This is a genomic window from Paenibacillus alkaliterrae (assembly GCF_021532375.1).
In the GTDB taxonomy this organism is placed as follows: Bacteria; Bacillota; Bacilli; order Paenibacillales; family Paenibacillaceae; genus Pristimantibacillus; species Pristimantibacillus alkaliterrae.
Map to the genome: position 1 here is coordinate 1 of NZ_JAKGAP010000028.1, position 22,184 is coordinate 22,184.

Consider the following 22,184-nt stretch of genomic DNA (forward strand, 5'->3'; position numbering starts at 1 on the left):
TATAATATAACGGCCCCGTTTCTATATGACGGGGAGGAAGTGATCTTAGGAAGAGTTGAGGAACGGGACAGCGAGTTCTCTCAAGTCTTCTTTTTTTACATGTAATTTGCAGGAGAAAACACCTATAAAAATTATTGCCGCAAGGCCTATCATATTGAAATTCCTGATCCATTTATGGAATATGAATAATGAGAAATGAGAAATGGTTCATTTGACTAGATTCTATGGTCATGTTATAATCATTTTGACAAGAATTTATGGTCAAAAGAGAGTGGGAACAAACAAATGAGTAAATTTATTCAATTGAACAAGCGCACTGGCGAAACGAAGTCTCACTTGAATCAAGCAAGAAAACAGGGACGCATTCCGGCTGTGTTGTATGGAATTGGTAAAGATACTATGTCATTAGAAGTTAACGAAAAAGAAATGCTGGACATTTTGAAAAAAAATCCGCGGGCTATTCTGCAGGGCAAGACATCCGATGAAAAAGTGATGCCGGTCGTTGTTCAGAATATCCAAAGGGAAACCATGTCGGGCAAGTTGCTGCATATCGACTTTCACCATGTGAACATGACTGAAAGCATGGATAGCAAAGTAACCATCCATTTTTCCGGAGAGGCTATCGGCGTGAAATCCGGCGGGGTACTGCAGGTGGAAATGTATGAAGTAGAAGTTCGCTGTATGCCGGGAGATTTGCCGTCTTCCATGGAAGTGGATATAAGCGGCCTTGCAGCCGGTGCCCAGCTTCTCGTATCCGACCTGATTTTCAAGGATGGAATTGAAGTGTTGACTGATCCGAATACGGTCATGATCCAGATCAAAACGGTGCATGCGGAAATCGAAGAAACAGCATAAAAGATTTCGTCTTATTATAGAAAAAGCAGTTCGTTCCTCGTCAGAGGGCGGGCTGCTTTTTGCTCTATTTTCCTATTCATTCGGTTATAGCATCGTCGTTCGTTGTATAAACCAAATTACGCCCATCACAATGACGGCAGCGGAACTGGTATAAACGATACGGGGATAGGTCCGGTAACGCTGTAATAAAACGACAAGCGGGAATACGAGCGCGATGATTATAATCTGCCCGAGCTCCACCCCTACGTTGAAGAGAATCATACGGGCCTTAGAGCTCCTCATCAACTTTTTTATTACCATCATCTTCTTCAATTCCCTCTATTACCTATGTTTTGTTTATTTCATGTCTTATGTTAGTTAGCTAGTGTATGCGGGGTGTCAGGAGAGCAATAAGATTTGGTGAATATAGGAAGTATGGTACTTATGTGTTGATTTGAATACATGTATGCTCATTAAGGGCGGTGCATAATGAACTTCTGCCCGGCATAATTATACTCATTATTAAAGGATGGAGGTTTAGAAGTGAAAAAAAGTTCTTATGCTGTACTTGCGGCACTGTTGACACTTAGTATGCTGTTGATGTTACCACGTCAGTCTTTTGCCATTTCAGCCGATCTAGCTTGCCAAATCGTCGCCGATCAAAAAAAGGTGCCATCTGGAGGGGAAATTTCGTATCACATTCTTTATCACAATGTGCAAAATAACATCATGTCGAAGGCATGGATCAAGGTTAAGGTCCCGAACGGATTAACGCTAGACGAGACCAGTGATTTCGAATGGGATGAACTTAACAGCACAATAACATGGAATTTGAAAGATATGCCGGGCAACGGCGCAGACGTCATTCATTTCAACTTAAAGGTAAAAGCGGATCAGAAACAAGAGTCGGTTATAGCTTACGAGGTTTCTTGTCAAACAGGAACAGGGACAATCGTGCTGTACGAGAGCGGAAAAACGAAGGTAGAATTAGGAACTGAAGTCCATCAGCCGTTCTATCATGGTTATCCGGATGGTAAATTTCATCCAAAAGCGTATCAAACCCGCGCAGAAACTGCCGCAACGTTGGTTCGAATTTTAAATTTGACGGAAACCGGGAAGGATTTCTCATTCTCCGATGCGCCCGAAACATATTGGGCCTATGATTACATTCGCAAGGTAGCTGCACACGGCTATATGGTCGGGGACAATGGAAAATTCCGGCCGGAGGAAAAGATTACACGCGCTGAATTTGTGAGCTTGCTATTACGCGTTAGAGGAATTGAAAGCGTCCCGCTTGTGACCTTCGACGACTCGAAGAATCATTGGGCGAAGGATGCGATCGCAACTGCAAAAGGATTGAAATATATTGATGGGATAGATAAGGAACATTTCTTCCCGGATGAACCGGTTGAACGACAGGTTGCCGCCAAAATGATGAGTTTGGCCCTTCAGAGAGGGGCATTAATGGACGGCGAAACCAAGGTTATTCAGCATTACCCGGATGTTACGCTAAATTTGTGGTCCTTCCCATGGGTCGAAGAGGCTTCGAAGGTCGCACATGAAGCGGAGCAAACTGGCATTCTCGAGCATTTGATTCGATATTTACCGGAACAGACAGAACCATTTTAACAGATTGCCCAAGTAAACGATGTAGAGTGAGACAGCAGATTCCTTGATCGATAAGGGATTTTCGTAAAAGCCTTCGTTAATAAAGAAGGATTTTATGAAAATCCCTGTTCTTATTGGAGATGAATCCACCTACGCCTACGGATAAGTTATTGAATACCATACATGCTGAGGTATAATTCGCTGTAAGAGGTGAAAAAGGTGAATGTGTATGAACAACTGGCACAAGTATTAACGAAGGTTAAAAAAATAACGGTACTAACCGGAGCGGGTATTAGTACGGCAAGCGGACTTCCTGATTTTCGTTCCCGCGGAGGCTTATACGATAACGATTTGAATTTGGAAAGTATCTTATCGGAATCGTATTTCAACATGAATCCCAAGCTGTTTTGGAAGTATTTCAAAGATATTTTTCGTTTCGATGCCATAGGGCAATATGAACCTAATCCTGGTCATCAATTCTTGAAAGAGCTGGAGAATATGGGCAAAGAAGTGACGATTATCACTCAAAACGTTGATGGGCTGCATCGCAAAGCCGGCAGCACAAACGTCTTAGAGGTCCATGGAGCATTAGATACCGCGAAGTGTCCGAAATGCCGCCAGAATTACGGGATGGAGCATCTGCTGAAAGAAGAAATTCCTCGCTGCGAAAAGGATGGGTATATTCTAAAAACCGATGTTGTGTTATTCGAAGGCAGAGTGAAGCATATGGAAGAAGCCTATACATCTACGTGCGAAACCGATGCTTTTTTAGCATTAGGGACATCGTTAAATGTTTTTCCCGTTAAGGAACTGCCAAGCTACATCCGAAACGCAAGCCATATTGCGAAAGTGATCATTAACAAGGAACCGACAATGAGTGATGGCATGTTCGATATAGTTATTCATGAGGACATTGTTCTTGTATTTAATCAAGTCAAGCCATATATAGCTAAATAAAAAGAAGCGCCTTGCATTTAAACACCGTGTAACCGATAGAACGCAACAGAACCTCCCCTTAATTGGCGGAGGTTTATTGACGCTTTAATTCAACGTAATTTGGTTCCATCTATCAAATTAAGAATGAAACGGACCGGTTTTCTTTTATAATGATAAACTCCGGCTTCAGCAAATAATCAATGGGATAAATATCATTTCTTGAGGTAATTAAAGCTTTGAACAAAGCAATAGGCTGTCTATCGTTCTTATCGGTGTAGTGGTAACCAAGCTTCTCGGGCTCTTCAAGTTGAACAATAACGAAGGCGTCTTCTTGATTATTCAATTTATAAATGACATTGTTCGTTTGAAACACTTTCTCCCAATGGTCTAATGTGACCAAATGAAACTCCGTATTTCGCCACTCTGTCCGGATAACCTTGTAAGCCTGATTTTTCACTAGATCAACAAATCGGTCAAGTTGGAGTGTTAATTCAATTCCAGTAATATAACCGTCATCATCCATATCATTGCCATACTCTGTATCATAGCCATTCTCATAATCAGCTTCGAATGTATGCGCAGCAACCGTCATTTTATCAAGAGATGAAGCAATGTTTGGGTCTGTGAGATAAGGAATGCTAATTTGATCAATATTTATATACTGCGCAAGCTCGTTTTCTGATTCTAAATTTTTTGTGGAAAATTCTGAAGGCTTTAAATAAATGTAACCCATATCTGAATAAGAACCGTAGAAACAAGTTATTTTCATCATGATCTCTCCCTTAAAATGTAATATGTATAAGACGCAGCAGCTTTCAAATAGTTTCCTGTTTTGAAATGTAAAACTCAGCTCCATAACGGGCTGAGTTTTTTCTTTCTATACGAACAACCATTCCCTGACACAGCGTTGCCCAATCCGTATGTTACATTCTTATCAATAGTTCAATAGGAGAGGATGCCGCATATGAGTACAACTATTATAACGACCGCTGCATGGAACAAAGAGTTTTGGCCGACGGGAGGGACGGAGCGGGCATTTCTGCTGCTCGAGCTAAAAGGAAATACGGCTGAATCGCGTACGGATCGAGCACCAATGAATGTATCGCTGGTGCTGGACCGCAGCGGCTCGATGGAAGGGACTCCGCTTGCCTTCAGCAAGAAGGCTTGTCAGTTCGTCACGGATCAATTGAGTAAGAGTGACCAGTTAAGTATGGTAGCCTTCGACGATCAAGTCCAAACGATATTTGCTCAACAAAACGTGACGCATAAGGACCTTATGAAAAAGCAGATCGAGACGATAGGAACAGGCGGATGCACGAACCTTAGCGGAGGATTACTGCAAGGCATTCAGTACGTTAAGCAAGGACAAAAAGAAGGAAGCGTAAATCGGGTCATTCTGCTATCCGATGGCCATGCCAACGAGGGAATTACGGACAGCGCTAAGCTGCAGTCTATCGCCAAGGAGTTCTCCAGTATGGGAGTTGGCATAACGACAATGGGTGTAGGAGACGGGTTTGACGAGGAGCTGATGGAGGGCATCGCCGACCACGGAGGCGGCAACTTCTACTTCATAGCGAAGCCGGAAGATATTCCTAGTATTTTCTCAAAAGAACTTGAGGGTCTGATGTCGGTGATCGCTCAAAATGTGCAGCTAACCATCAAGCCTTCGGAGAGCGTATCGATTAACCATATTTACGGATATAAACTGGAAAATACAGATCAGGGCCTGAGGCTTTCTCTCGGCGATGTGTTCGATCAAGAAACGAAATCCATCCTAGTGGAACTATCGTTCCATCCGCATGCGGCAGGGAAGCATAAAGCTTTAGACATTCAATGGGACTACGCGGATGTAACGAATGGAGCCAAGCTCTACTCGCTGCAGTTCGCAGTCGAAGCGAGCTTTACGAATGACTTTAACCTGCTCGGGCAAGCTCCTAATTCCCACGTCGAAAAACAAGTCAAAATCACGGAGACTGCTTTGGCGATTGAACATGCTATTGATGCTTTTGACAGCGGAGATGAAGAGACCGGGCTCAAGCTGCTGCAGCAGCAGGCTGATACGATGCTGTGTGCCGCTATACAATCCGAGGATGCCGAGCTTCGGGAGGAGGCGCAACTGCTTTATAACCAGTTGGAGGATTTCTCGTTTTCCAGCCAAACAAGGAAGTCGCTTCATGAGCAGAAGTATCGTCAGATAAAGCGAAAGAAATAGCAGGACTCTTCTAGGCATAGGTCGAACTTACTAGATATTGCCTATGTTGATTGGGAAAAAAAGGAGAGTGTCTGCTGTGACCGAACGTTTAATTCGCTTAATGCGCATCATTAATCTGATCCAATCCAAACCGGGTATTTTGGCCAGAGAACTAGCCGAACGCTGCGAGACAACGGAGCGGACGATTTATAGAGATCTTGAGGCGCTTCACGCGATGAATATTCCCATCTCCAACTTCGGGCATGGCAAAGGATATGCTTTCATCAGTAACTTCTCCATGTACCCGCTTGACTGGACGGAGCAGGAGGCGGTGTCCTTCTCCATGCTTCCTTCCGTGTTGGAGCAAATAAAAACATTGATTCCTGAAGGCTTTGATTCTGCTTATGAGAAAGTCATGGGAACTCACCATAAAGAAAAAGCTAGACGCGTCGATATTGTGCAGCATGTCGCGGATGTCATCCAGCTCGGAACTCCAGCGTACAGGGAAGACGGCAGATCCTTTCTCTATGACATTATTCAAGCTACGCTTTCCCAGCAAACCATTCGGACGGTGTACTATTCGCAAGGCCGGAATGAACAATCGCAAAGAGACATCGATCCCTATTATTTGGTGCCTCGGGATTATCGGTTCTATGTCATAGGTTATTGTCATTCCGCCAAAGATATCCGGACGTTCCGAATCAGCCGCTTTCGCGATGTCGAGATTTTGGAGCAAACCTTTGACAAAGAGGATTTTAATCTTAAGACGTATATGAAAAATACATGGTCGATTGAGCGCGGCGAGCATCAAATCAAGTTCAAAGTCCGTTTTCACCCGGATTCGGCCAGGTATGTAAAGGAAGAGGAACTATTCATGAAGCCCAAGTTGACTCCGCAAAAAGACGGGAGCTTGCTCTTTGAGGTGACGGTCAATCATGACCGCGAATTCCTGAATTGGCTGAGTCAATACGGACCTGATGCGGAAATTTTAGAGCCCGTTTCCTATCGCAATGTGATGCGTGAAAAGCTTGAGCGCTGGAAAACGCTGTATGAAGTTTAATCCCACTAGGTGACAGGGGGTTCTTGGATGATGAGGTCAAAAATTCAGCATCTTTATGAAATCATACAAAGCAATCCGCTGGATCGAAAAGTACTGATCGTCTCAAGCCATGCGCAGGGGCATCAATGGTTGGAGCAGGTAACAAGGCAGTATGGTTCTGTGCTTAATACCGAGGTTCGAACACTGGAGACTTGGGCTTTGGAAAGATCCAAGCTATTCCTAGCGAAGAAGAAGCTGCGCTACCTCTTTTCTTCTGAATCTAAGTGGATCTTGTGTAAGCTGCTTCAGGACATAAGCCAAAATGGCAACGGTTATTTGACCGGAATCGCGTTAACGCCAGGACTGACCGATGCCTTTCATCAAGCGGTGATGGAGCTGCGTGAAAGCCGAGTGCGAGCGGCGGGGCTGGTCCTGGAACATTTTGAACAAGCCGCAAAAGGAACTTTCGTTAAAGAGTTGTTAGCTAGCTATGAGAATTGGCTGGAAAAAAATAAATATGTTGATCTGGCAGGCCTGTTGGACTATAGCGAGCAGAATTCGTTGTCCAACGATACGATCATCATTGACAAATATGCTGTCCGGTCGGAAACGGATAGAAGACTCATACAAACAGCTACTGCCGGCAATTTCATGATGCTGTGCGATGTTTCAGGATTTACAGCTCCGGACTCCCATTTTCCTGCTGAGGGTACTCAGTTCTTCCACACTGCAGGATCAATTGCGGAAGCCCGTGAGGTGATGCGTCGTATAGTTGAGCAGAAAATTCCATGGGGTCAGGTTGAAATCATCGCTTCCGACAAGGAGAAGAATGCTGCTGCCGTTTATACGGTTGCTTCCACATCTCATATTCCATGTACCTTTGCCGGCGGGCTGCCTATTGGCGTCACGAACGCAGGCAAAGCAGCAAAAATGTATATGGTATGGATGGAATCCGGATTCAATCTTGCTCCTATTCTAACGGCCTTGAAACAAGGGATCATTCGACTGAGAGATGATCAGCTTGAGGATGCCAAGGCGGACCGTTTGATTCGGGAATTGGAGCAATCAGGAATCGGCTGGGGAAGAGAGCGGTATAAGCTGCTCACCTCAATGTTGAAAGCGGAAAACATCCAGAAAGAAAGGCTTACCGTTTTACAATTACTTCAACGCGTATTTGCAAGATTATTTGAGCCTCTTACCGAGCAAGCGCTCCGCACGCCGGTAAAGTTGGTTCATGAGCTGACGCAATTCGTAAAGGCTTATGCGGTATTAAAAGAAGAAAGCGATCATCAGGTCATCGACCAGCTTCAAAGCTTGGAGCAGTCGATGCGAGCCGCTGGTGATTTTGCCATAAATGGTGACTTGGTGCTCCGGTATGTTCGTGAAGAATTGGATAGCTTGCGAGTCCAAAAGGTTTCAACCCCTTCGCCGGGCCATATTCATGTGACTTCTTTGTCTTCCGGCGGGCAAACGGGTCGTCCCTACACCTTCATTATGGGAATGACGGAAACGATCTGGTCGCCTTCCTTCCGCCAAGATCCTGTGATACTTGACGAAGAACGGGAACGAATTAGTACTAGTCTGCTATTAAGTTCATCGCAGGCGAAGCGGCTTGTTGAAGAGCGAAACAGCAGGATCTCTATGATCCGCGGTCATTGTACGATGAGTTATTGCTCCTATGATATTGCTGAGCATTGCGAATATACGCCTGCATATGAGATGCTTCAGGTCTTTCGCAAGAAAACGAAGCAAGCGAATGCGGATTATGAGGTCCTGCACCACTCGATGGAGGAAACAAAACGCTATTTCCGAACCTCGTCAGGTATTGCTGTTGATGCGGTGGAGATTTGGATGCGTTCGCTGCTTTCCAATCCGTCTCGCTTGATGACAGCGCAGCAAGTTATTTATTCTCATTATCCCTCATTAAGAGAAGGGGCTAGGGCTGTGCAGGCAAGGTCTGAACCGAAGCTTTCGCCTTATGACGGTATTGTGGAAACAGACCGTTATCCAGTTCTTCTTCCAGGAGAGGCAGGTGCCTCCTCTGCTTTCAGCGCCAGCAGCCTGGAGCGTTACGGCAGATGCCCTCTGCAATATTTTTATCAATATATTTTGGGAGTCCGAGCGAAAGAGGCTGCTGTCTACGACCGTACACAGTGGTTGAACGCGAGTCAACGCGGCAGCTTGCTGCATGATATCTTTGATCAGTACTTGATGGGCGTTAAGGAATACCGTACACAAGGAAATGACTTCGTCCGTAATGCTGCTGAGCTGCTGCGTATCATTACGGAACAGATCATCGGGCAGTATGCGGAGGAAGTTCCGGCGCCAAGCGAGCATATTTTGAGCAAGGAAGCGGAAAGCATTCGTAAGGATGCGGACATTTTCTTCGCTGGGGAGAAGAATCGAACGACTATTCCTGTTTACACGGAGCTGCAGCTCCATGGGGACGATTCACCGCTGCAGTTGAAGATAAGCGAAGAATGGTCATTGCCAATCAAAGGATTCGTGGATCGAGTGGATGAGATCACTCCTCATCGCTACAAAATTTATGACTACAAGACAGGCAATCCGAGAAAGTTCAAGCAAAACGAGTGCTTCTCCGGCGGGACACAAATTCAACTGCCTCTCTATGGGCTCGCAGTCGAGCAATGGATGAAAGAGACTGGCGTTGACGGGCAAGCCCAAGTAGTGGAATCGGCTTATCTATTTCCTACGGAACGGGGGATGGGTGAGGAAATCAATCGTCCTCAAAACCGGAGAGAAGATTTGAAAGCTCTTCTCGGCGCCATGCTTGGAGCGATGAAGCAAGGCTTATATCCGCCTGCCAACGATTCTAAAATATGTATTTGGTGCGATTACAACGCGGTATGCGGCTCTCATGCGGAACAATTTGCGGATAAAAGGGACGCCGCCGGGAATGCAGACAGACTGGAACGAATATTGGAGGTGAATCGTTTTGCTTAATGAACAGCTGCTTCAAGAAGATGAGGAGGCTCGCTCCCGAATCGCGAAGGATTTAGATACGACATTTCTGGTGGAAGCAGGCGCTGGTTCCGGTAAAACGACCTCCATCGTGGGCAGGATGATCGCTTTGATTCGGGAGCGCAAAGCCGAGGTTCGCAACATTGCGGCCATTACGTTTACGAACAAAGCGGCGGCGGAGCTTATGAGCCGATTTCGTCTAAGATTAGAGCAGGAGTTTTCCAAGGCGGATGCAGGGCCTGAACGGGAAAACCTGGAGGAAGCTATGCGCCAAGTGCCGGAATGCTTCATCGGGACCATTCATGCTTTTTGCGGCAGACTGCTCAGGGAACGGCCTATTGAAGCGGGGCTTGATCCGGCTTTCCGGGAAATGGATGATCTGGAGGATACGGAGCTGCGGGATCGATGCTGGGATGAATATCTGGACGAACTTCGTATTCGCGGCGAAGTAAGCTCCATGAATGAGCTTTCCTCTCTTCAAATTCATGTGGAGGATTTGCGGACCGTCTACAATCGGGTTTCGGAGTATGAGGATGTGGAGATTTATACGGAGCAAGTAGAACGCCCAGATTTCGACCGACTGCGTAACGCGCTGTTCCCCATACTGGAAGATGCGGCCGTCTATATCCCGACTTCCGAGCCGGAGAAAGGTTGGGACGATCTGCAGAAGATCATACGTACGGCTCAGCGGCATATGCGAAGCAAGAATATGGCGGACGATATGAATGTTCTGATCATGGCGAAGCTTTTCGACCGGAGTTTGGGCGTTACGCAGAATCGCTGGACAGATCCCAAGATGGCGAAGCAGATCAAGGAGCAGTTCAACGAGTGGCAGACGTCAGTGCTGCGTCCTTTTCTTCAGGACTGGAGGGAGTTCCTTCATCCGAAGCTGATCGCCTTCGTCCTTCCGGCGGTGCGTTTCTGCAGACAAAAACGTATGGAAGCGGGAAAGCTTAACTTTCAGGACTTACTAATGAAGGCAGCCGAGCTTCTGCGAACGTATCCGGAGGTCCGGCGGTATTTTGTTCGACGGTACAGCCGGTTATTTGTCGATGAATTTCAAGATACGGACCCGATTCAAGCTGAAATGATGATGCTGCTGACAGGGGCTGACGAATCGGAATCCGATTGGCGCAAGCAGCTGCCCCGTCCCGGTTCCTTATTTGTGGTCGGCGATCCGAAGCAATCTATCTACCGGTTTCGCAGAGCGGACATTTCGACCTATAATTTTGTGAAAAAGCGTATTTCAGAGTGCGGCGCTGTGCTGCAATTAACGCGCAACTTCCGATCCGTCAAATCGATCGGGGACTTTGTCAATTATGCTTTTGAGAGTAAATTTGCGATGCCGGGAGTCGTTTCGGATTATCAGGCTCCCTTCGTGCACATGATGACTCAACAGCCAAATCCGGGAGGCAAGGCGTCCTTGCACGGCGTATATACACAAACCGTACCGAAGCAAGATTGGGACCGGCAGCTGGATATCGCGCTGTATGATGCGGAGCGGGTTGCGCAGTTTATTGCTTGGGCTTGCGCTGGAAATCTGATGATTCAAGAGAGAGATCGGGAAGGCAAACGAATCTCTCGTCCGGCCGTCCCAGGCGATTTTCTCATTTTGTTAAAATTCCGCAGATACATTAACTTGTATGCGGAGCTGCTCGATCGATATGGGATTTCATCCGGTACGTCAGGAAGCCAGGTTGTTTCCGAAGAGCTGCGAGCAATAAGCCTGCTGGTTCAGGCGTTAAACGATCCTACCGATCAAGTGCCGTTACTGGCTGTACTCCGCGGGATGCTGTTCGGGGTAAGCGACGATGAGCTGCATCATTATCGCCGAGAAGGCGGAAGCATTGAGTTGTACGCAAGCGTGGATCCTGCCGCCCTTTCGGAGAAAGGCATGAAGGTGGAGCAAGCGCTGCGGAGACTGAGGCAATATGCCGAGTGGGTATTCGCGCTTCCGGCTTTGGCAGCCTTCACCCGTATCGTCGACGATATCGGTCTCATCCCGGCGGCAGCTGCAGGTGAATCCGGCGCAATCCGAAGCGGGACACTGATTAAGCTGTTGGAATTGCTGCAAGGCGAGCCGGAGGCAGCCGTCGAATGGCGGTCCTTAACCGATTGTCTTGGACGGTTGACTGATAAGGATGGGATGGAGGCGGCAAGCATATTCTCCGGAAGCGGGAATGCGGTTCGCATCATGAACCTTCATAAGGCGAAGGGACTGGAGGCACCGGTCGTACTGCTGGCCTGCCCTTGCGGCGATATCGATCATGATGCGTCGGAGCATGTGGATCGGTTGGCGGAGCCGCCGCTTGGGTATTTTACGATCTCGAAGCAGAAGGACAGCTACACTTCGGAAATTCTCGCCCAGCCCGTAGGCTGGACAGAGCGTGCGGAGAGGGAGCGGGAATTCATGCATGCGGAGACGGAGCGCCTGCTCTATGTAGCGGTCACCCGTGCGAAGCAGCTGCTCATTGTGAGTCAATATCCAGCGCGGCCAGCAATCGATCCGTGGAGCATGCTGGCGGTTCCTCTTCAGCATCAGCTGGAGCTGGATTTTACAGCGGTTGCCCCGGTAGCGCAGGAGCGGTTGGTGGAAGCCCCGAATGTGGGGGAGAGATTAGAGGATTGGAGTCTTGGGCTGGCGGCTTGCTCTCAGCCCAGTTATCGGGTAGGAAGTGTGACTGGGCTTACAAAGTCGTCCAGTGAGATTATCCTCCAGCGGTCCTCCGAAGGGAAAGGGATGGCTTACGGAAGCTTGATTCATCGGTGCTTGCAGGCGCTGGGGGAAGGTTTGGATGTAGTCGATTTGACTGACTTCTGCCGCATGGTGGCTGAGGAAGAGGGCGTTGATGAGATATGGTTTGAGCAAGCGGAGAAGGCGGTGCTGCTGGTCACGCAGTCGGAATTATGGAAGAGAAGCTTGAAAGCAAGGAGGAAATATCACGAGTTTTCCTTTATGACTACCCGGGAGATTGCTGAGAGTGAAACTGGAGGGGCAGTCGCGACGCTGCTTCGCGGCGTCATCGACCTAGTATTCGAGGAGGAGGAGGGCTGGGTTATTGTCGACTTCAAGACGGATCGGTATGAACTGGAGCAGGAGCAGCAGTTTGTGGAGTTTTATAAGCCGCAGGTACAGGCGTATGTGGAAGAGTGGGAACGAATGATTGGTGATAAGGTGAAGGAAGCGGGGGTATATTTTTTGGATAGGGATCGGTTTGTTGTTGTTTGATGTTGTAACTATATAAGTTAAAACGCCTCCTTAGTGAGGCATTCTTTATTTCATGGATGAAAAGGAGATAGCTTAAATGATCTATATTTGCAAAATTGAACTGGATGATATTGCTCCGGGCATATGGCGGAAATTTCAATTTCATCCGGATTCTCAGCTCCAATACCATTTGTTATATATAGTAAATTATATTACAAAAGAGACGGCATCCAAAATGCCGGCAGTAAAGTTTAATTAAAATTAAAACTGCCATAGATACTTTTTATAGTGTGATGGTAATGTATAGGTAACAAACTATTAGGAATTTTTCTTGTCATCAAGTTAGGAGGCTTCGGTTAATATGAAACAGAACAAATATGATGATTCAGGATTCTTCGAAAATTACAGTCAGATGCCTCGTTCGATCGGCGGACTGAATGCTGCTGGGGAATGGTCCGCTTTACGTGCATTGCTGCCTGATCTATGTAATAAAAAGGTACTGGATCTTGGCTGCGGCTTTGGCTGGCATTGCCGATATGTGCGCGAACAGCAGGCCCGATCGGTGGTGGGTGTAGATCTATCAGAGAATATGTTAGAACGCGCGAGAGCTATGACCAACGATTCTGAAATCGAGTATCGCCGTCTCGCGATCGAAGACATCGACTTTGCCGCAGAGGAATTCGACGTGGCGATAAGCTCTCTTGCACTCCATTATGTCGAGCGCTTTGACATTATCTGTGAGAAAGTTCATCACTTTCTTGTACCAGGGGGAACCTTCGTGCTCTCGGTTGAACACCCGGTCTTCACCGCGCTCGCCGCACAAGACTGGCACTACGGTCCGCAAGGTGAAAAATTACATTGGCCTGTCGACGATTACCATTATGAAGGTTCACGGCAGACCAGGTTTCTGGACAATGATGTCATTAAATATCATCGAACCGTCGCCACCCATGTTAATGCACTAATTGAATCCGGCTTCAGAATTACGAAGCTTTCCGAGCTTCAACCGACGCAAGAAATGCTGATCAACAATTCCGGCATGCGAGACGAAATTCGCCGTCCTATGTTCCTCTTAATTGCAGCGGTCAAGAATTAGGAAATTCAGTCCGTGCAACTAAATTATTCATCAATTATAGAACAAAAGCAGCTCGTTCCTCGTCAGAGGGCGGGTTGCTTTTGTTCTATTAGTCTAACTATACGTTTAGAGAGGAAGCCAGCCTTCGCGTTGCGTGGAGCCCCAGGCCCGTAGGTATATATACATTTTATTATTTGCCCGTAGACTTAACTCAATTTTCGAATAATATGCTGAAGGATTCCATTTATTTGTAAAGACGGTGGATTGCAGCATGCAAATAAGGAAGTCGGTCCCGTATTATAAAAATAATTATTTGCCGGCTTATGGGAAACCGATCTGGCCAATGGATGGACTTTTGAAATGTGTGGCGAAGCCCCTTGAAAAACGAGGAGGTTACACCAATGAATGAGTACGCGAATTCGCTAAAACAAACGCTGACATTCCTCATACGAGAAATATCAGCCGCACCAGCACCTTTTGTCAAAAACCCTAAAAAAGATTTTACCCGAAAGAAAAAACTGCCCTTTGAAACGGTTATGCAACTCCTGATCTCAATGGGCGGAAATCCATTGTTACTGCCGATATGAACATTTTTTAAGCGGATATTCCATCCGCTTTTAGACATTAATCATGTATTCCTTGCCTTCTTTACGTTTTTTTGCATATTCAGCTGTTGCTGTAAAAAGTACGTCGGAGGATGAATTAAGTGCTGTTTCAAAAGAGTCCTGTAAAACACCTATGATGAAACCTACACCAACGACCTGAATCGCAATATCATTCGGAATGCCGAATATGCTGCACGCCAGCGGAATGAGTAAGAGCGAGCCGCCGGCAACACCTGAGGCACCTGCTGCAGATACAGCGGATAGAAGGCTAAGAATAAGCGCCGTACCAAAATCCACTTCAATGCCAAGCGTATGAACAGTTGCGAGAGTTAAGACAGAAATCGTAACCGCTGCGCCCGCCATATTAATCGTAGCACCTAATGGAATGGATACCGAATACGTATCTTTATCCAGCTCCAATTTTTCACATAATCTCATGTTGATTGGAATGTTTGCAGCTGAACTTCGAGTAAAGAATGCGGTAATCCCACTTTCCTTCAGGCAACTAAAAACAAGTGGATATGGATTTCTGCGAATATTCAGGTAGACGATCAGCGGATTGACAACAAGCGCTATAAATAGCATACATCCAATAAGAACGAGAAGTAATTTTCCGTAATCGAGCAAGGAAGAAAGCCCGTTTGTTGTAATGGAATCAAAAACAAGTCCCATGATTCCTAACGGTGCCAAATTGATTACCCATTTGACGATTTGTGATACGGCATCTGAAAAATTTGCAAGCAAGGTTTTTGTACTGTCATGGGCATTTCTTAAAGCAACGCCAAGTAGGATAGCCCAGCCCAGGATACCGATATAGTTGGCATTCATTAGGGCGTTTACCGGGTTATCAACAACCTGAAACAGTAATGTCTTAAGTACTTCTACAATCCCATCAGGTGGAGTCAGATTTTCGGCACCCTTTACAAGTGACAAGCTTACCGGAAATATAAAACTTGCAATAACTGCTATCAGCCCCGCCAGAAACGTACTTACACTATAGAGGGCAAGAATCGCTTTCATATTCGTTTGATGGCCTTTTTTATGTTTAGAGATGGCAGACATCACTAGCAGCAAGACCAATACGGGCGCAACCGCCTTTAATGCGAATACAAATAAGGAACCGAAAATGGTGATCCCTGTTGCATTAGGAATCGATAAAGCCAAGATAATACCAACTATAATCCCCATAAATATTCGTTTTACCAGGCTCAATTGATTCCACTTGAGTATTAATGTTTTCATGTATTTCCTCCGGTTTTTAATATGGAAATATAACTAAGCCCAGTCACCAGGTTGTAATTTGGCAAGTTTATATTTTAACGTTTAGTTTACCACGAAAATTGTCGAATGTGTACGAGCGCAAAAGTTTGTGTATAATTACCAGTTTTTATTTATTTGCGCGTCTAGCCAGGCACAACTCATTGATGAAAGTTCAATCGAGGTAAGAACCAAATCGCCTCGTAGCTGACAGGCAGCTGGTGAAGAGATTCTAAGGCTGAAAAAATTTCCATCAAATTAAGAATGAAACGGACCGTTTTCTTTTATAATGATAAACTCCGGCTTCAGCAAATAATTTGGTCAAATGTGATCAAATGAAACTCCGTATTTCGCCACTCTGTTCGGATAACCTTGTAAGCTTGATTTTTCACAAGATCAACAAATCGGTCAAGTTGGAATATCAAGAGATGAAGCAATGTTTGGGTCTGTGATTGCTAATTTGATGAATATTTATATGCTGCGCAAGCTCGTTTGTTCTTCAATCGATAAACGGACTGGGTATTTTATAGGACGCATCGTTATATTCCTCTTTTTGGCATTATCATACCATATCTAGCCATTCTCTACTATTAGCTTTGAGAGACTACTAGCGTGGTGTTGCCTTAAGTTAAGTGTTAAATGGGAGGTGAGAGTATGACCGGGATAATTAGAGAAAACAAAAGAATCCGGAAGATGAAAGGGGTAAGCGTATGGAAAATGTATTCGTTTATGGAACGCTTCGAAGAGGAGAATGTAATCACCGGCTTATTGCCGATTCAACCTGCTTGGCTACAGCGGCTAGAATACAGGGTGGGCTCGTAGATACCGGTCATGGATATCCGGGTTTATTAAAGATGGAAGGAGAGGTGACCGGCGAGCTGTACGAAGTTTCCGAAAGTCAGCTGGCGAGTATGGATGAGTTGGAAGATTTTTTCGGAAATGAAAATCCCGATAATCTGTACAATCGCTTTGAAGTCGAGGTCTATACAGATCGTGGCAGCATAAAAGCTTGGACGTACTTTTACAACGACGATAGTGATATACAGTCTCTTGCTCCATTTTCGGATTGGAAAGTGTATCACATGGAAAAGAGCAGTCTATTCCCGTACTTTGCCTATGGCAGCTGCATGGATGTACAGCGAATCGAGGAAGCGGGTTACTTGGAAGATTTCCAAGATGTAATCGGAAGAGGAACGCTTAATGGGTTTAATCTTCAATTTACTAAACATAGCGACGATGGCGGTCGGGCGGATATCGTAGAAACGGGCGGTTATGTGGAAGGGAAGCTGTATCGTGTACCGGTGACTGCTATTATCGAATATTTGTATATACGGGAAGGCGTAAGGAGCAAGACATACCGTCCTATTATCGTCCCGGTTATGCAGCAGGGCGGAGAGGTGTTAGAGGCATTGACCTTTGTAGTAGCGGATAAAAAAACGGAGCTTCCTCCCCCAGTTAAGTATATGAAAGAAATATTGCGAGGTGCAGAGCCAATCGTTTCTAGTGAGTATTTTACAGCATTAGTAGAACGGTTTATTTCGTCTTTTCATTATCCATCGGGAGAAAGAGCGGATTAGACTGAATTTATCTGTATTCCATGTTTTTCCTGAAAAAATGATATAACATGACTTATGCACTTTGCTAAATTAATTGGTAATTGTGAAAATCTTTGCCTGAATAAACCGGTCGCTAAGTTAGATTATATAAATCCATCAGTTCTTATCAAGGCAAACCAATAACTGTTCGGCAACAGTAAGCTAACGGAACCGGTAGTGGCATAAAAAGCCTCTACCGGATTTTGTTTTCTCATGATACTGTTAGATTTAGATGAACAGGAGGGATAAGTCATCATGAGCATCGTCCGCAAAATCATTTTGGGATACGTAGTCTTGATTTTTATTCCCGTCATCGTATTCGGATATTACTATTACACTCAAATCTACGGCAACCTGACCAATCAATTCGCCGAAAGTCGGCAGAAAATTCTGGAGCAGGCCTACGCGAACATGAAAACGGACCTGATTCGGATTCAATCGATCCATCGTATGCTGCAATATAATCTGTACGTCACTGATTATATGGACGGAGTTTACGAATCCGACTCCGACAGCGTCTACGCATATATCCGTTACATCAGTCCGATATTTACGCAATCGCTGTTTGCCAACCCGGAAATCGAATCGCTCCAGATTTATAAGGTGAAGCAACAGGTCCTTCCGATCACCGATCGGTTTCTTGACATATCCTTGCTTGAGCCGCAGGCTGAGGAAGTTTCCCGGTCGCTGAAGCCCACAAAAGGGGCATGGAAGCTGCTCGATCCCGGAGCGCCGGAGACGTCGCTCGTTTATTATCAGAATATTTATAATAACAACATTACGGAGATAATTGGAGTTCTCGAGATCCGAATCAGCAGCGGTTTGATCAAGAAATTTTACGAGGCGGCTGGGGTTGAAGGGAACTGGAGAGCCTTCCTGCTGTCGGAGCAGGGTGTGCCGCTGACCGCGGGGGATGTTATGGCGGGACTTGACGGGGAAACGCAGAAGCTGCTTGCTGCGAACAAACGCAGAGCCTATATCATCAACCGGAAAATGATCGTGAACCAGTTGGACATTAAGGAGCTTGGCGTCCGTGTCGTCGTAACGGGCAAGGTAGACGACGTTTTCCATACGGTCAAACGAAAGGAAATTGTCCTGGTTTCGACGATCTTCGCCCTGCTGGCGGCCTTGTCGTTTGCTTATTACATGCTTGCATCAACAATCACGAAGCGTATCCTCCGCCTAGCCAGGCATATGCGCAACTTGGATGAAGACAATTTGAAGGTGATGGTAAACGGCCCGGACAACAAGGATGAAATCGGGTTCCTCATCACGACTTACAACAGCATGATCCGTCGCATGGACGAGCTCATCAACAATGTTCACCGTGCGGAGCTGCGAAATAAGGAAGCAGCATATCAAGTGCTTCAGGCGCAGATCAAACCTCATTTTCTATACAACACGCTGGAAACCATCCGAATGCTCGCCGAATCCAACAACGATAAAGAGGTTGCGGACATATCATTCTGGTTCGGGAAGCTGATGCGCTACAGTCTGTCTTCACAGCAGGACAACACGGTGCTGGCCAGGGAAATCGAGACCGTCACTTTCTATCTCAACATTCATAAGATGCGGCTTCAAAGCAGGCTAACCTACGAAATCGACGTTGCGGTCGACGTGACGCGAATTGCCTGTCCCCGTTTCATGCTCCAGCCATTGGTTGAGAACAGTATCATCCATGGAGCCTCGACCTTGATTAGGCCCGTTCAGATCCGGCTTGAGGCGAAGGAAACGGACGACGAAATCCGGATTGCCGTCATCGACAACGGGGCCGGTATCCCGCCGGAGAGGCTGAACGCGATCCAAAGGCAGCTATCGAGGAACATCGAGACAAGAACACTGAGTGAAGGAGAAGGTGGCGTAGGACTCTATAATGTCAGCGAACGGATTAAATCCTTCTTTGGCGGTACGTCGCGATTGGAGCTTGCCAGCGAGCGGGAAGAGGGAACGAGCCTGACCATCATAATTGATAAAAGGACGGCGAAAAAACGATGAAAGTACTGATTGTGGATGATGAGCCGTTGATTCTGAACGGCTTGGTCAAGATCGTGAGGGAAGCGGCACCTACAGGGACGGAAGTGCGTTGGGCGGGCAATGTGCCTGAGGCGCTTGCTGTCATGCGGGAATTTATGCCTGACGTCACGGTTACGGATCTTAATATGCCGGAAAAAAACGGGTTTGATTTGATCGAAGAAGCGCGGGAGTGCGGGCTTTGCGACCGGTTCACCGTTCTGACAGGTTACGACAATTTTGAGTATGCTCGCAAAGCGCTGCGCTTCGGCGTCGTGGACTACTTGCTAAAACCGATTGACAAGGATGAGATTAGAGAACTTTTGGCGCGTATTGACGAAGAGCTCCCTTCTGAATCGGATTCGCAATATGCACGGCACGTCAAGCGAATCCTCAACTATATGGAAGCGCACTACATGCAGGAACTATCGTTGGACAGGGTTGCTGATTTAATGGATCTACATCCGAATTACATCAGCAGCCTGTTTAAGAAGGAAACGGGAGATACTTTCGTCAATTATCTGAACGCTTTGCGGATCCGGGAAGCACAGAAGCTGCTCAGGACGCATCATCATCTTCCCGTTAACGTGATCGGACAGCGGGTCGGGTTTGAGAACAAGCATTACTTCACGAAAGTGTTCAAGAAATATACGAGTATCACGCCGGGAGCCTACAGAGAAGACGACAAGACGTATTCTAGCGAGGAGGGCAAGGGTAAATGTTGATCGAAAGAAAGACCTCCGTAAGCCGCGAAAACCGCGGTTGTTCGGAGGTTTTTCGCTTCAGCTGAGATTTGGAATATACCTATATTAAAAAATGACAACGCTTTCTTAAATATGTTGTCTTTTGACAAGTTACGATGAGTTATATAATCAAAACGAGGGGAGGAAGTCTAGTGAATCTGGAAACAACCGTATCTAAAACGCTTACAGCAAGGGGGCAGACATTTTTTTGGAAGCGGTTTAAGAAACAGTGGCCGCTCCACGTATTCGTGGGGTTGGGGATGGTGTTTCTGTTAATCTTCGCTTACACGCCGATGTTCGGTATTATCATGGCCTTCAAGGATTACACGATCGTAACAGGCATTCAGGGGATTTTCACTAGTAATTGGGTAGGCCTCAAATATTTCGATGAATTTGTAAACGATTACCGCTTCATAGAAATTGTAAGAAACACACTGGCGCTAAGTTTTCTTAAATTAATATTTACGTTCCCGGCGCCGATTCTATTTGCCATCTTGCTGAATGAAGTGAAGAATATGGCTTTCAAGCGCCTTGTACAAACGGTCAGCTATTTGCCGCATTTCATTTCATGGGTAGTTGTCGTCGGTATTGCGTTTTCCTTCTTTTCAACAGATATCGGCATCGTCAACAACTTGATGGTGAAACTCGGGATCATCGACAAACCTTTGGATATTCTCATAGGCGCTAATTATTTCTGGGGTTTGGCCGTGGGCAGCGCGGTCTGGAAGGAAATGGGATGGTGGACAATCATCTTCCTCGCTTCAATCGCTGGCATTAATCCCGCACTGTATGAGGCGGCACAGATTGACGGGGCGGGAAGACTTTCGCGGATTCTAAATATTACTTTCCCCGGAATCAAGGGGACGATTGTGGTGGTGTTGATTCTGGCCATCGGAAGCATCATTGGCGGAGGCATTGGCGGATCGAACTTCGATCAAGCGTATTTGCTTGGGAATGACATTAACAATTCGACTTCGGAAATCGTGCAAACCTATGCCTTCAAAGTTGGCTTAGCAGACGGGAGATTCTCCTATGCAGCCGCAATTGACCTGATTCAATCCGTGATTTCCGTTATCTTGATCTTCTCTAGCAATTACATTGCGAAGAGAGTATCTGGATCAAGTTTATTCTGAGAACAAGGAGGGACAGACATTTACTCATGAGCCAAAGACAGAAGGACCTAGCGTTTGACAGTATTATTTATTTTCTATTGTTCTGCATCTTGATGGGAACGCTTTACCCGTTCTATTATGTACTGATCATTTCATTCAATAAGGGCACAGACTCGTTGCTCGGAGGCATATATTTGTGGCCGAGAAGCTTCACATTAGAGAATTATGCGACGTTTCTTTCGGATCCGCAATGGTTTAAAGCGCTGTTCGTTACTGTAGCAAGGACCGTAACAGGAACGTTCCTAGGTGTCATGTTCACCTGTCTCGTCGCTTATGGGCTTTCACATAAGGAGCTCCTCCTAAGCAAGGTATATTTTACCATCATTATATTTGCGATGTATTTCTCGGGAGGACTGATTCCGTATTACGTCGTTTTGCGGTCGCTTGGATTGCTGAATTCCTTCGGTGTTTACATCATTCCTTCCATGCTGAGCACGTTCTTTCTTTTAATTGCTATTTCCTTCTTCCGGGAAATTCCGGCGGAATTGAAGGAGTCGGCATTCATGGACGGCGCAAACGAGTTTGTTATCTTCTATAAGATAATTCTTCCGGTTTCGCTGCCGCTGCTTGCAACTATGGCTCTCTTCATGGGGGTAGGTCAATGGAATGCCTGGCTGGATTCAGCGTACTTTGTTCAGTCCGATGGCTTACGCACGCTCACATTCCGGATGATGGAGATTATTAACAAGAGCAATATCCCGATTGAATCGATCGGTGCGGCATCCAGCGCATCGGGTGTTACAAATTATTCTTTGCAGGTTACTTCCATGGTGGTATCGATCGCTCCGATCGTATGTGTTTATCCATTCTTGCAAAAATATTTCGTCAAAGGCATTATGCTGGGTTCTGTGAAAGGATAAGCGAATTTCCCATATTTGATATTAAAGCGAACTGCTTTAATATATATAAAATACAATTGGAGGGGTAGT

Annotated in this window: 17 protein-coding genes and 1 pseudogene; 15 read left to right on the top strand and 3 right to left on the bottom strand. The window is 46.1% G+C overall.

The window, feature by feature from the left end:
- Both L1N85_RS13525 and L1N85_RS13530 read left to right on the top strand, forming a co-directional pair.
- Nucleotides 1–96, top strand: a pseudogene (locus tag L1N85_RS13525) (DUF1861 family protein); the annotation flags it as partial.
- A 189-nt stretch (nt 97–285) separates the two neighbouring features.
- A complete protein-coding gene (locus L1N85_RS13530) occupies nt 286–855 on the top strand; it encodes a 50S ribosomal protein L25 (RefSeq protein WP_235239214.1) in 570 nt (189 codons plus the stop codon).
- 84 nt (nt 856–939) lie between these two features.
- Here L1N85_RS13530 and L1N85_RS13535 read toward each other — a convergent pair whose 3' ends face one another.
- Complete coding sequence (locus L1N85_RS13535; RefSeq protein ID WP_235239217.1) at nt 940–1,116, bottom strand: HupE/UreJ family protein; 177 nt, start codon at nt 1,114–1,116, stop codon at nt 940–942.
- A gap of 261 nt (nt 1,117–1,377) precedes the next feature.
- On the opposite strand from L1N85_RS13535, the gene L1N85_RS13540 reads away from it, so the two are divergent.
- Together L1N85_RS13540 and L1N85_RS13545 are read left to right on the top strand one after the other, a co-directional pair.
- Nucleotides 1,378–2,463 (top strand): S-layer homology domain-containing protein, encoded by a 1,086-nt coding sequence (locus L1N85_RS13540; RefSeq protein WP_235239220.1) that lies wholly within the window; start codon nt 1,378–1,380, stop codon nt 2,461–2,463.
- Nucleotides 2,464–2,661: 198 nt separating this feature from the next.
- Nucleotides 2,662–3,399 (top strand): NAD-dependent protein deacylase, encoded by a 738-nt coding sequence (locus L1N85_RS13545; protein ID WP_235239223.1) that lies wholly within the window; start codon nt 2,662–2,664, stop codon nt 3,397–3,399.
- A gap of 112 nt (nt 3,400–3,511) precedes the next feature.
- Here the strand turns inward: L1N85_RS13545 and L1N85_RS13550 are convergent, their stop codons facing one another.
- Complete coding sequence (locus tag L1N85_RS13550; protein ID WP_235239226.1) at nt 3,512–4,150, bottom strand: hypothetical protein; 639 nt, start codon at nt 4,148–4,150, stop codon at nt 3,512–3,514.
- A 192-nt stretch (nt 4,151–4,342) separates the two neighbouring features.
- Here L1N85_RS13550 and L1N85_RS13555 point away from each other — a divergent pair, with 192 nt between their 5' ends.
- The 6 genes from L1N85_RS13555 (at nt 4,343) to L1N85_RS13580 (ending at nt 14,460) form a co-directional block, all read left to right on the top strand.
- Nucleotides 4,343–5,590: a vWA domain-containing protein gene (locus L1N85_RS13555; RefSeq protein WP_235239229.1), complete on the top strand. Its 1,248-nt coding sequence runs from the start codon at nt 4,343–4,345 to the stop codon at nt 5,588–5,590.
- A gap of 76 nt (nt 5,591–5,666) precedes the next feature.
- The gene (locus tag L1N85_RS13560; RefSeq protein ID WP_235239232.1) at nt 5,667–6,629 is read left to right on the top strand and encodes a helix-turn-helix transcriptional regulator; all 963 of its coding nucleotides are present in this window, start codon (nt 5,667–5,669) and stop codon (nt 6,627–6,629) included.
- 27 nt (nt 6,630–6,656) lie between these two features.
- On the top strand, nt 6,657–9,572 hold the full coding sequence (locus L1N85_RS13565) for a PD-(D/E)XK nuclease family protein (protein WP_235239235.1): 2,916 nt from the start codon (nt 6,657–6,659) through the stop codon (nt 9,570–9,572).
- Entirely contained in the window at nt 9,565–12,819 is a 3,255-nt protein-coding gene (locus L1N85_RS13570; RefSeq protein ID WP_235239238.1) for a UvrD-helicase domain-containing protein, read from the top strand. Before L1N85_RS13565 ends, L1N85_RS13570 begins: the two co-directional genes overlap by 8 nt.
- A 340-nt stretch (nt 12,820–13,159) precedes the next feature.
- Nucleotides 13,160–13,894, top strand: a complete 735-nt coding sequence (locus L1N85_RS13575; protein WP_235239241.1) for a class I SAM-dependent methyltransferase — start codon at nt 13,160–13,162, stop codon at nt 13,892–13,894.
- A gap of 380 nt (nt 13,895–14,274) precedes the next feature.
- Nucleotides 14,275–14,460: a hypothetical protein gene (locus L1N85_RS13580; RefSeq protein WP_235239244.1), complete on the top strand. Its 186-nt coding sequence runs from the start codon at nt 14,275–14,277 to the stop codon at nt 14,458–14,460.
- Between the two features lie 30 nt (nt 14,461–14,490).
- On the opposite strand, the gene sstT is transcribed toward L1N85_RS13580, so the two are convergent.
- On the bottom strand, nt 14,491–15,720 hold the full coding sequence (sstT, locus tag L1N85_RS13585; RefSeq protein WP_235239248.1) for a serine/threonine transporter SstT: 1,230 nt from the start codon (nt 15,718–15,720) through the stop codon (nt 14,491–14,493).
- Between the two features lie 725 nt (nt 15,721–16,445).
- Here sstT and L1N85_RS13590 point away from each other — a divergent pair.
- From L1N85_RS13590 to L1N85_RS13610, 5 genes are all read left to right on the top strand, one after another.
- On the top strand, nt 16,446–17,312 hold the full coding sequence (locus tag L1N85_RS13590; protein WP_235239262.1) for a gamma-glutamylcyclotransferase: 867 nt from the start codon (nt 16,446–16,448) through the stop codon (nt 17,310–17,312).
- 273 nt (nt 17,313–17,585) lie between these two features.
- Nucleotides 17,586–19,325: a sensor histidine kinase gene (locus tag L1N85_RS13595; protein WP_235239265.1), complete on the top strand. Its 1,740-nt coding sequence runs from the start codon at nt 17,586–17,588 to the stop codon at nt 19,323–19,325.
- On the top strand, nt 19,322–20,065 hold the full coding sequence (locus tag L1N85_RS13600) for a response regulator transcription factor (protein ID WP_235239267.1): 744 nt from the start codon (nt 19,322–19,324) through the stop codon (nt 20,063–20,065). Before L1N85_RS13595 ends, L1N85_RS13600 begins: the two co-directional genes overlap by 4 nt.
- Before the next feature lie 170 nt (nt 20,066–20,235).
- Nucleotides 20,236–21,216 (top strand): ABC transporter permease, encoded by a 981-nt coding sequence (locus L1N85_RS13605; protein ID WP_235239268.1) that lies wholly within the window; start codon nt 20,236–20,238, stop codon nt 21,214–21,216.
- Nucleotides 21,217–21,242: 26 nt separating this feature from the next.
- Nucleotides 21,243–22,115 (top strand): carbohydrate ABC transporter permease, encoded by an 873-nt coding sequence (locus tag L1N85_RS13610; protein ID WP_235239271.1) that lies wholly within the window; start codon nt 21,243–21,245, stop codon nt 22,113–22,115.
- Nucleotides 22,116–22,184: the final 69 nt, after the last annotated feature.

Excerpts from the sequence above, each read along its gene's own strand:
- L1N85_RS13530 (WP_235239214.1), top strand. The coding sequence starts at position 286 with ATGAGTAAATTTATTCAATTGAACAAGCGCACTGGCGAAACGAAGTCT.
- L1N85_RS13535 (WP_235239217.1), bottom strand. The coding sequence starts at position 1,116 with ATGATTCTCTTCAACGTAGGGGTGGAGCTCGGGCAGATTATAATCATC.
- L1N85_RS13550 (WP_235239226.1), bottom strand. The coding sequence starts at position 4,150 with ATGATGAAAATAACTTGTTTCTACGGTTCTTATTCAGATATGGGTTAC.
- L1N85_RS13555 (WP_235239229.1), top strand. The coding sequence starts at position 4,343 with ATGAGTACAACTATTATAACGACCGCTGCATGGAACAAAGAGTTTTGG.
- L1N85_RS13565 (WP_235239235.1), top strand. The coding sequence starts at position 6,657 with ATGATGAGGTCAAAAATTCAGCATCTTTATGAAATCATACAAAGCAAT.
- L1N85_RS13575 (WP_235239241.1), top strand. The coding sequence starts at position 13,160 with ATGAAACAGAACAAATATGATGATTCAGGATTCTTCGAAAATTACAGT.
- L1N85_RS13580 (WP_235239244.1), top strand. The coding sequence starts at position 14,275 with ATGAATGAGTACGCGAATTCGCTAAAACAAACGCTGACATTCCTCATA.
- sstT (WP_235239248.1), bottom strand. The coding sequence starts at position 15,720 with ATGAAAACATTAATACTCAAGTGGAATCAATTGAGCCTGGTAAAACGA.
- L1N85_RS13590 (WP_235239262.1), top strand. The coding sequence starts at position 16,446 with ATGGAAAATGTATTCGTTTATGGAACGCTTCGAAGAGGAGAATGTAAT.
- L1N85_RS13595 (WP_235239265.1), top strand. The coding sequence starts at position 17,586 with ATGAGCATCGTCCGCAAAATCATTTTGGGATACGTAGTCTTGATTTTT.
- L1N85_RS13600 (WP_235239267.1), top strand. The coding sequence starts at position 19,322 with ATGAAAGTACTGATTGTGGATGATGAGCCGTTGATTCTGAACGGCTTG.
- L1N85_RS13610 (WP_235239271.1), top strand. The coding sequence starts at position 21,243 with ATGAGCCAAAGACAGAAGGACCTAGCGTTTGACAGTATTATTTATTTT.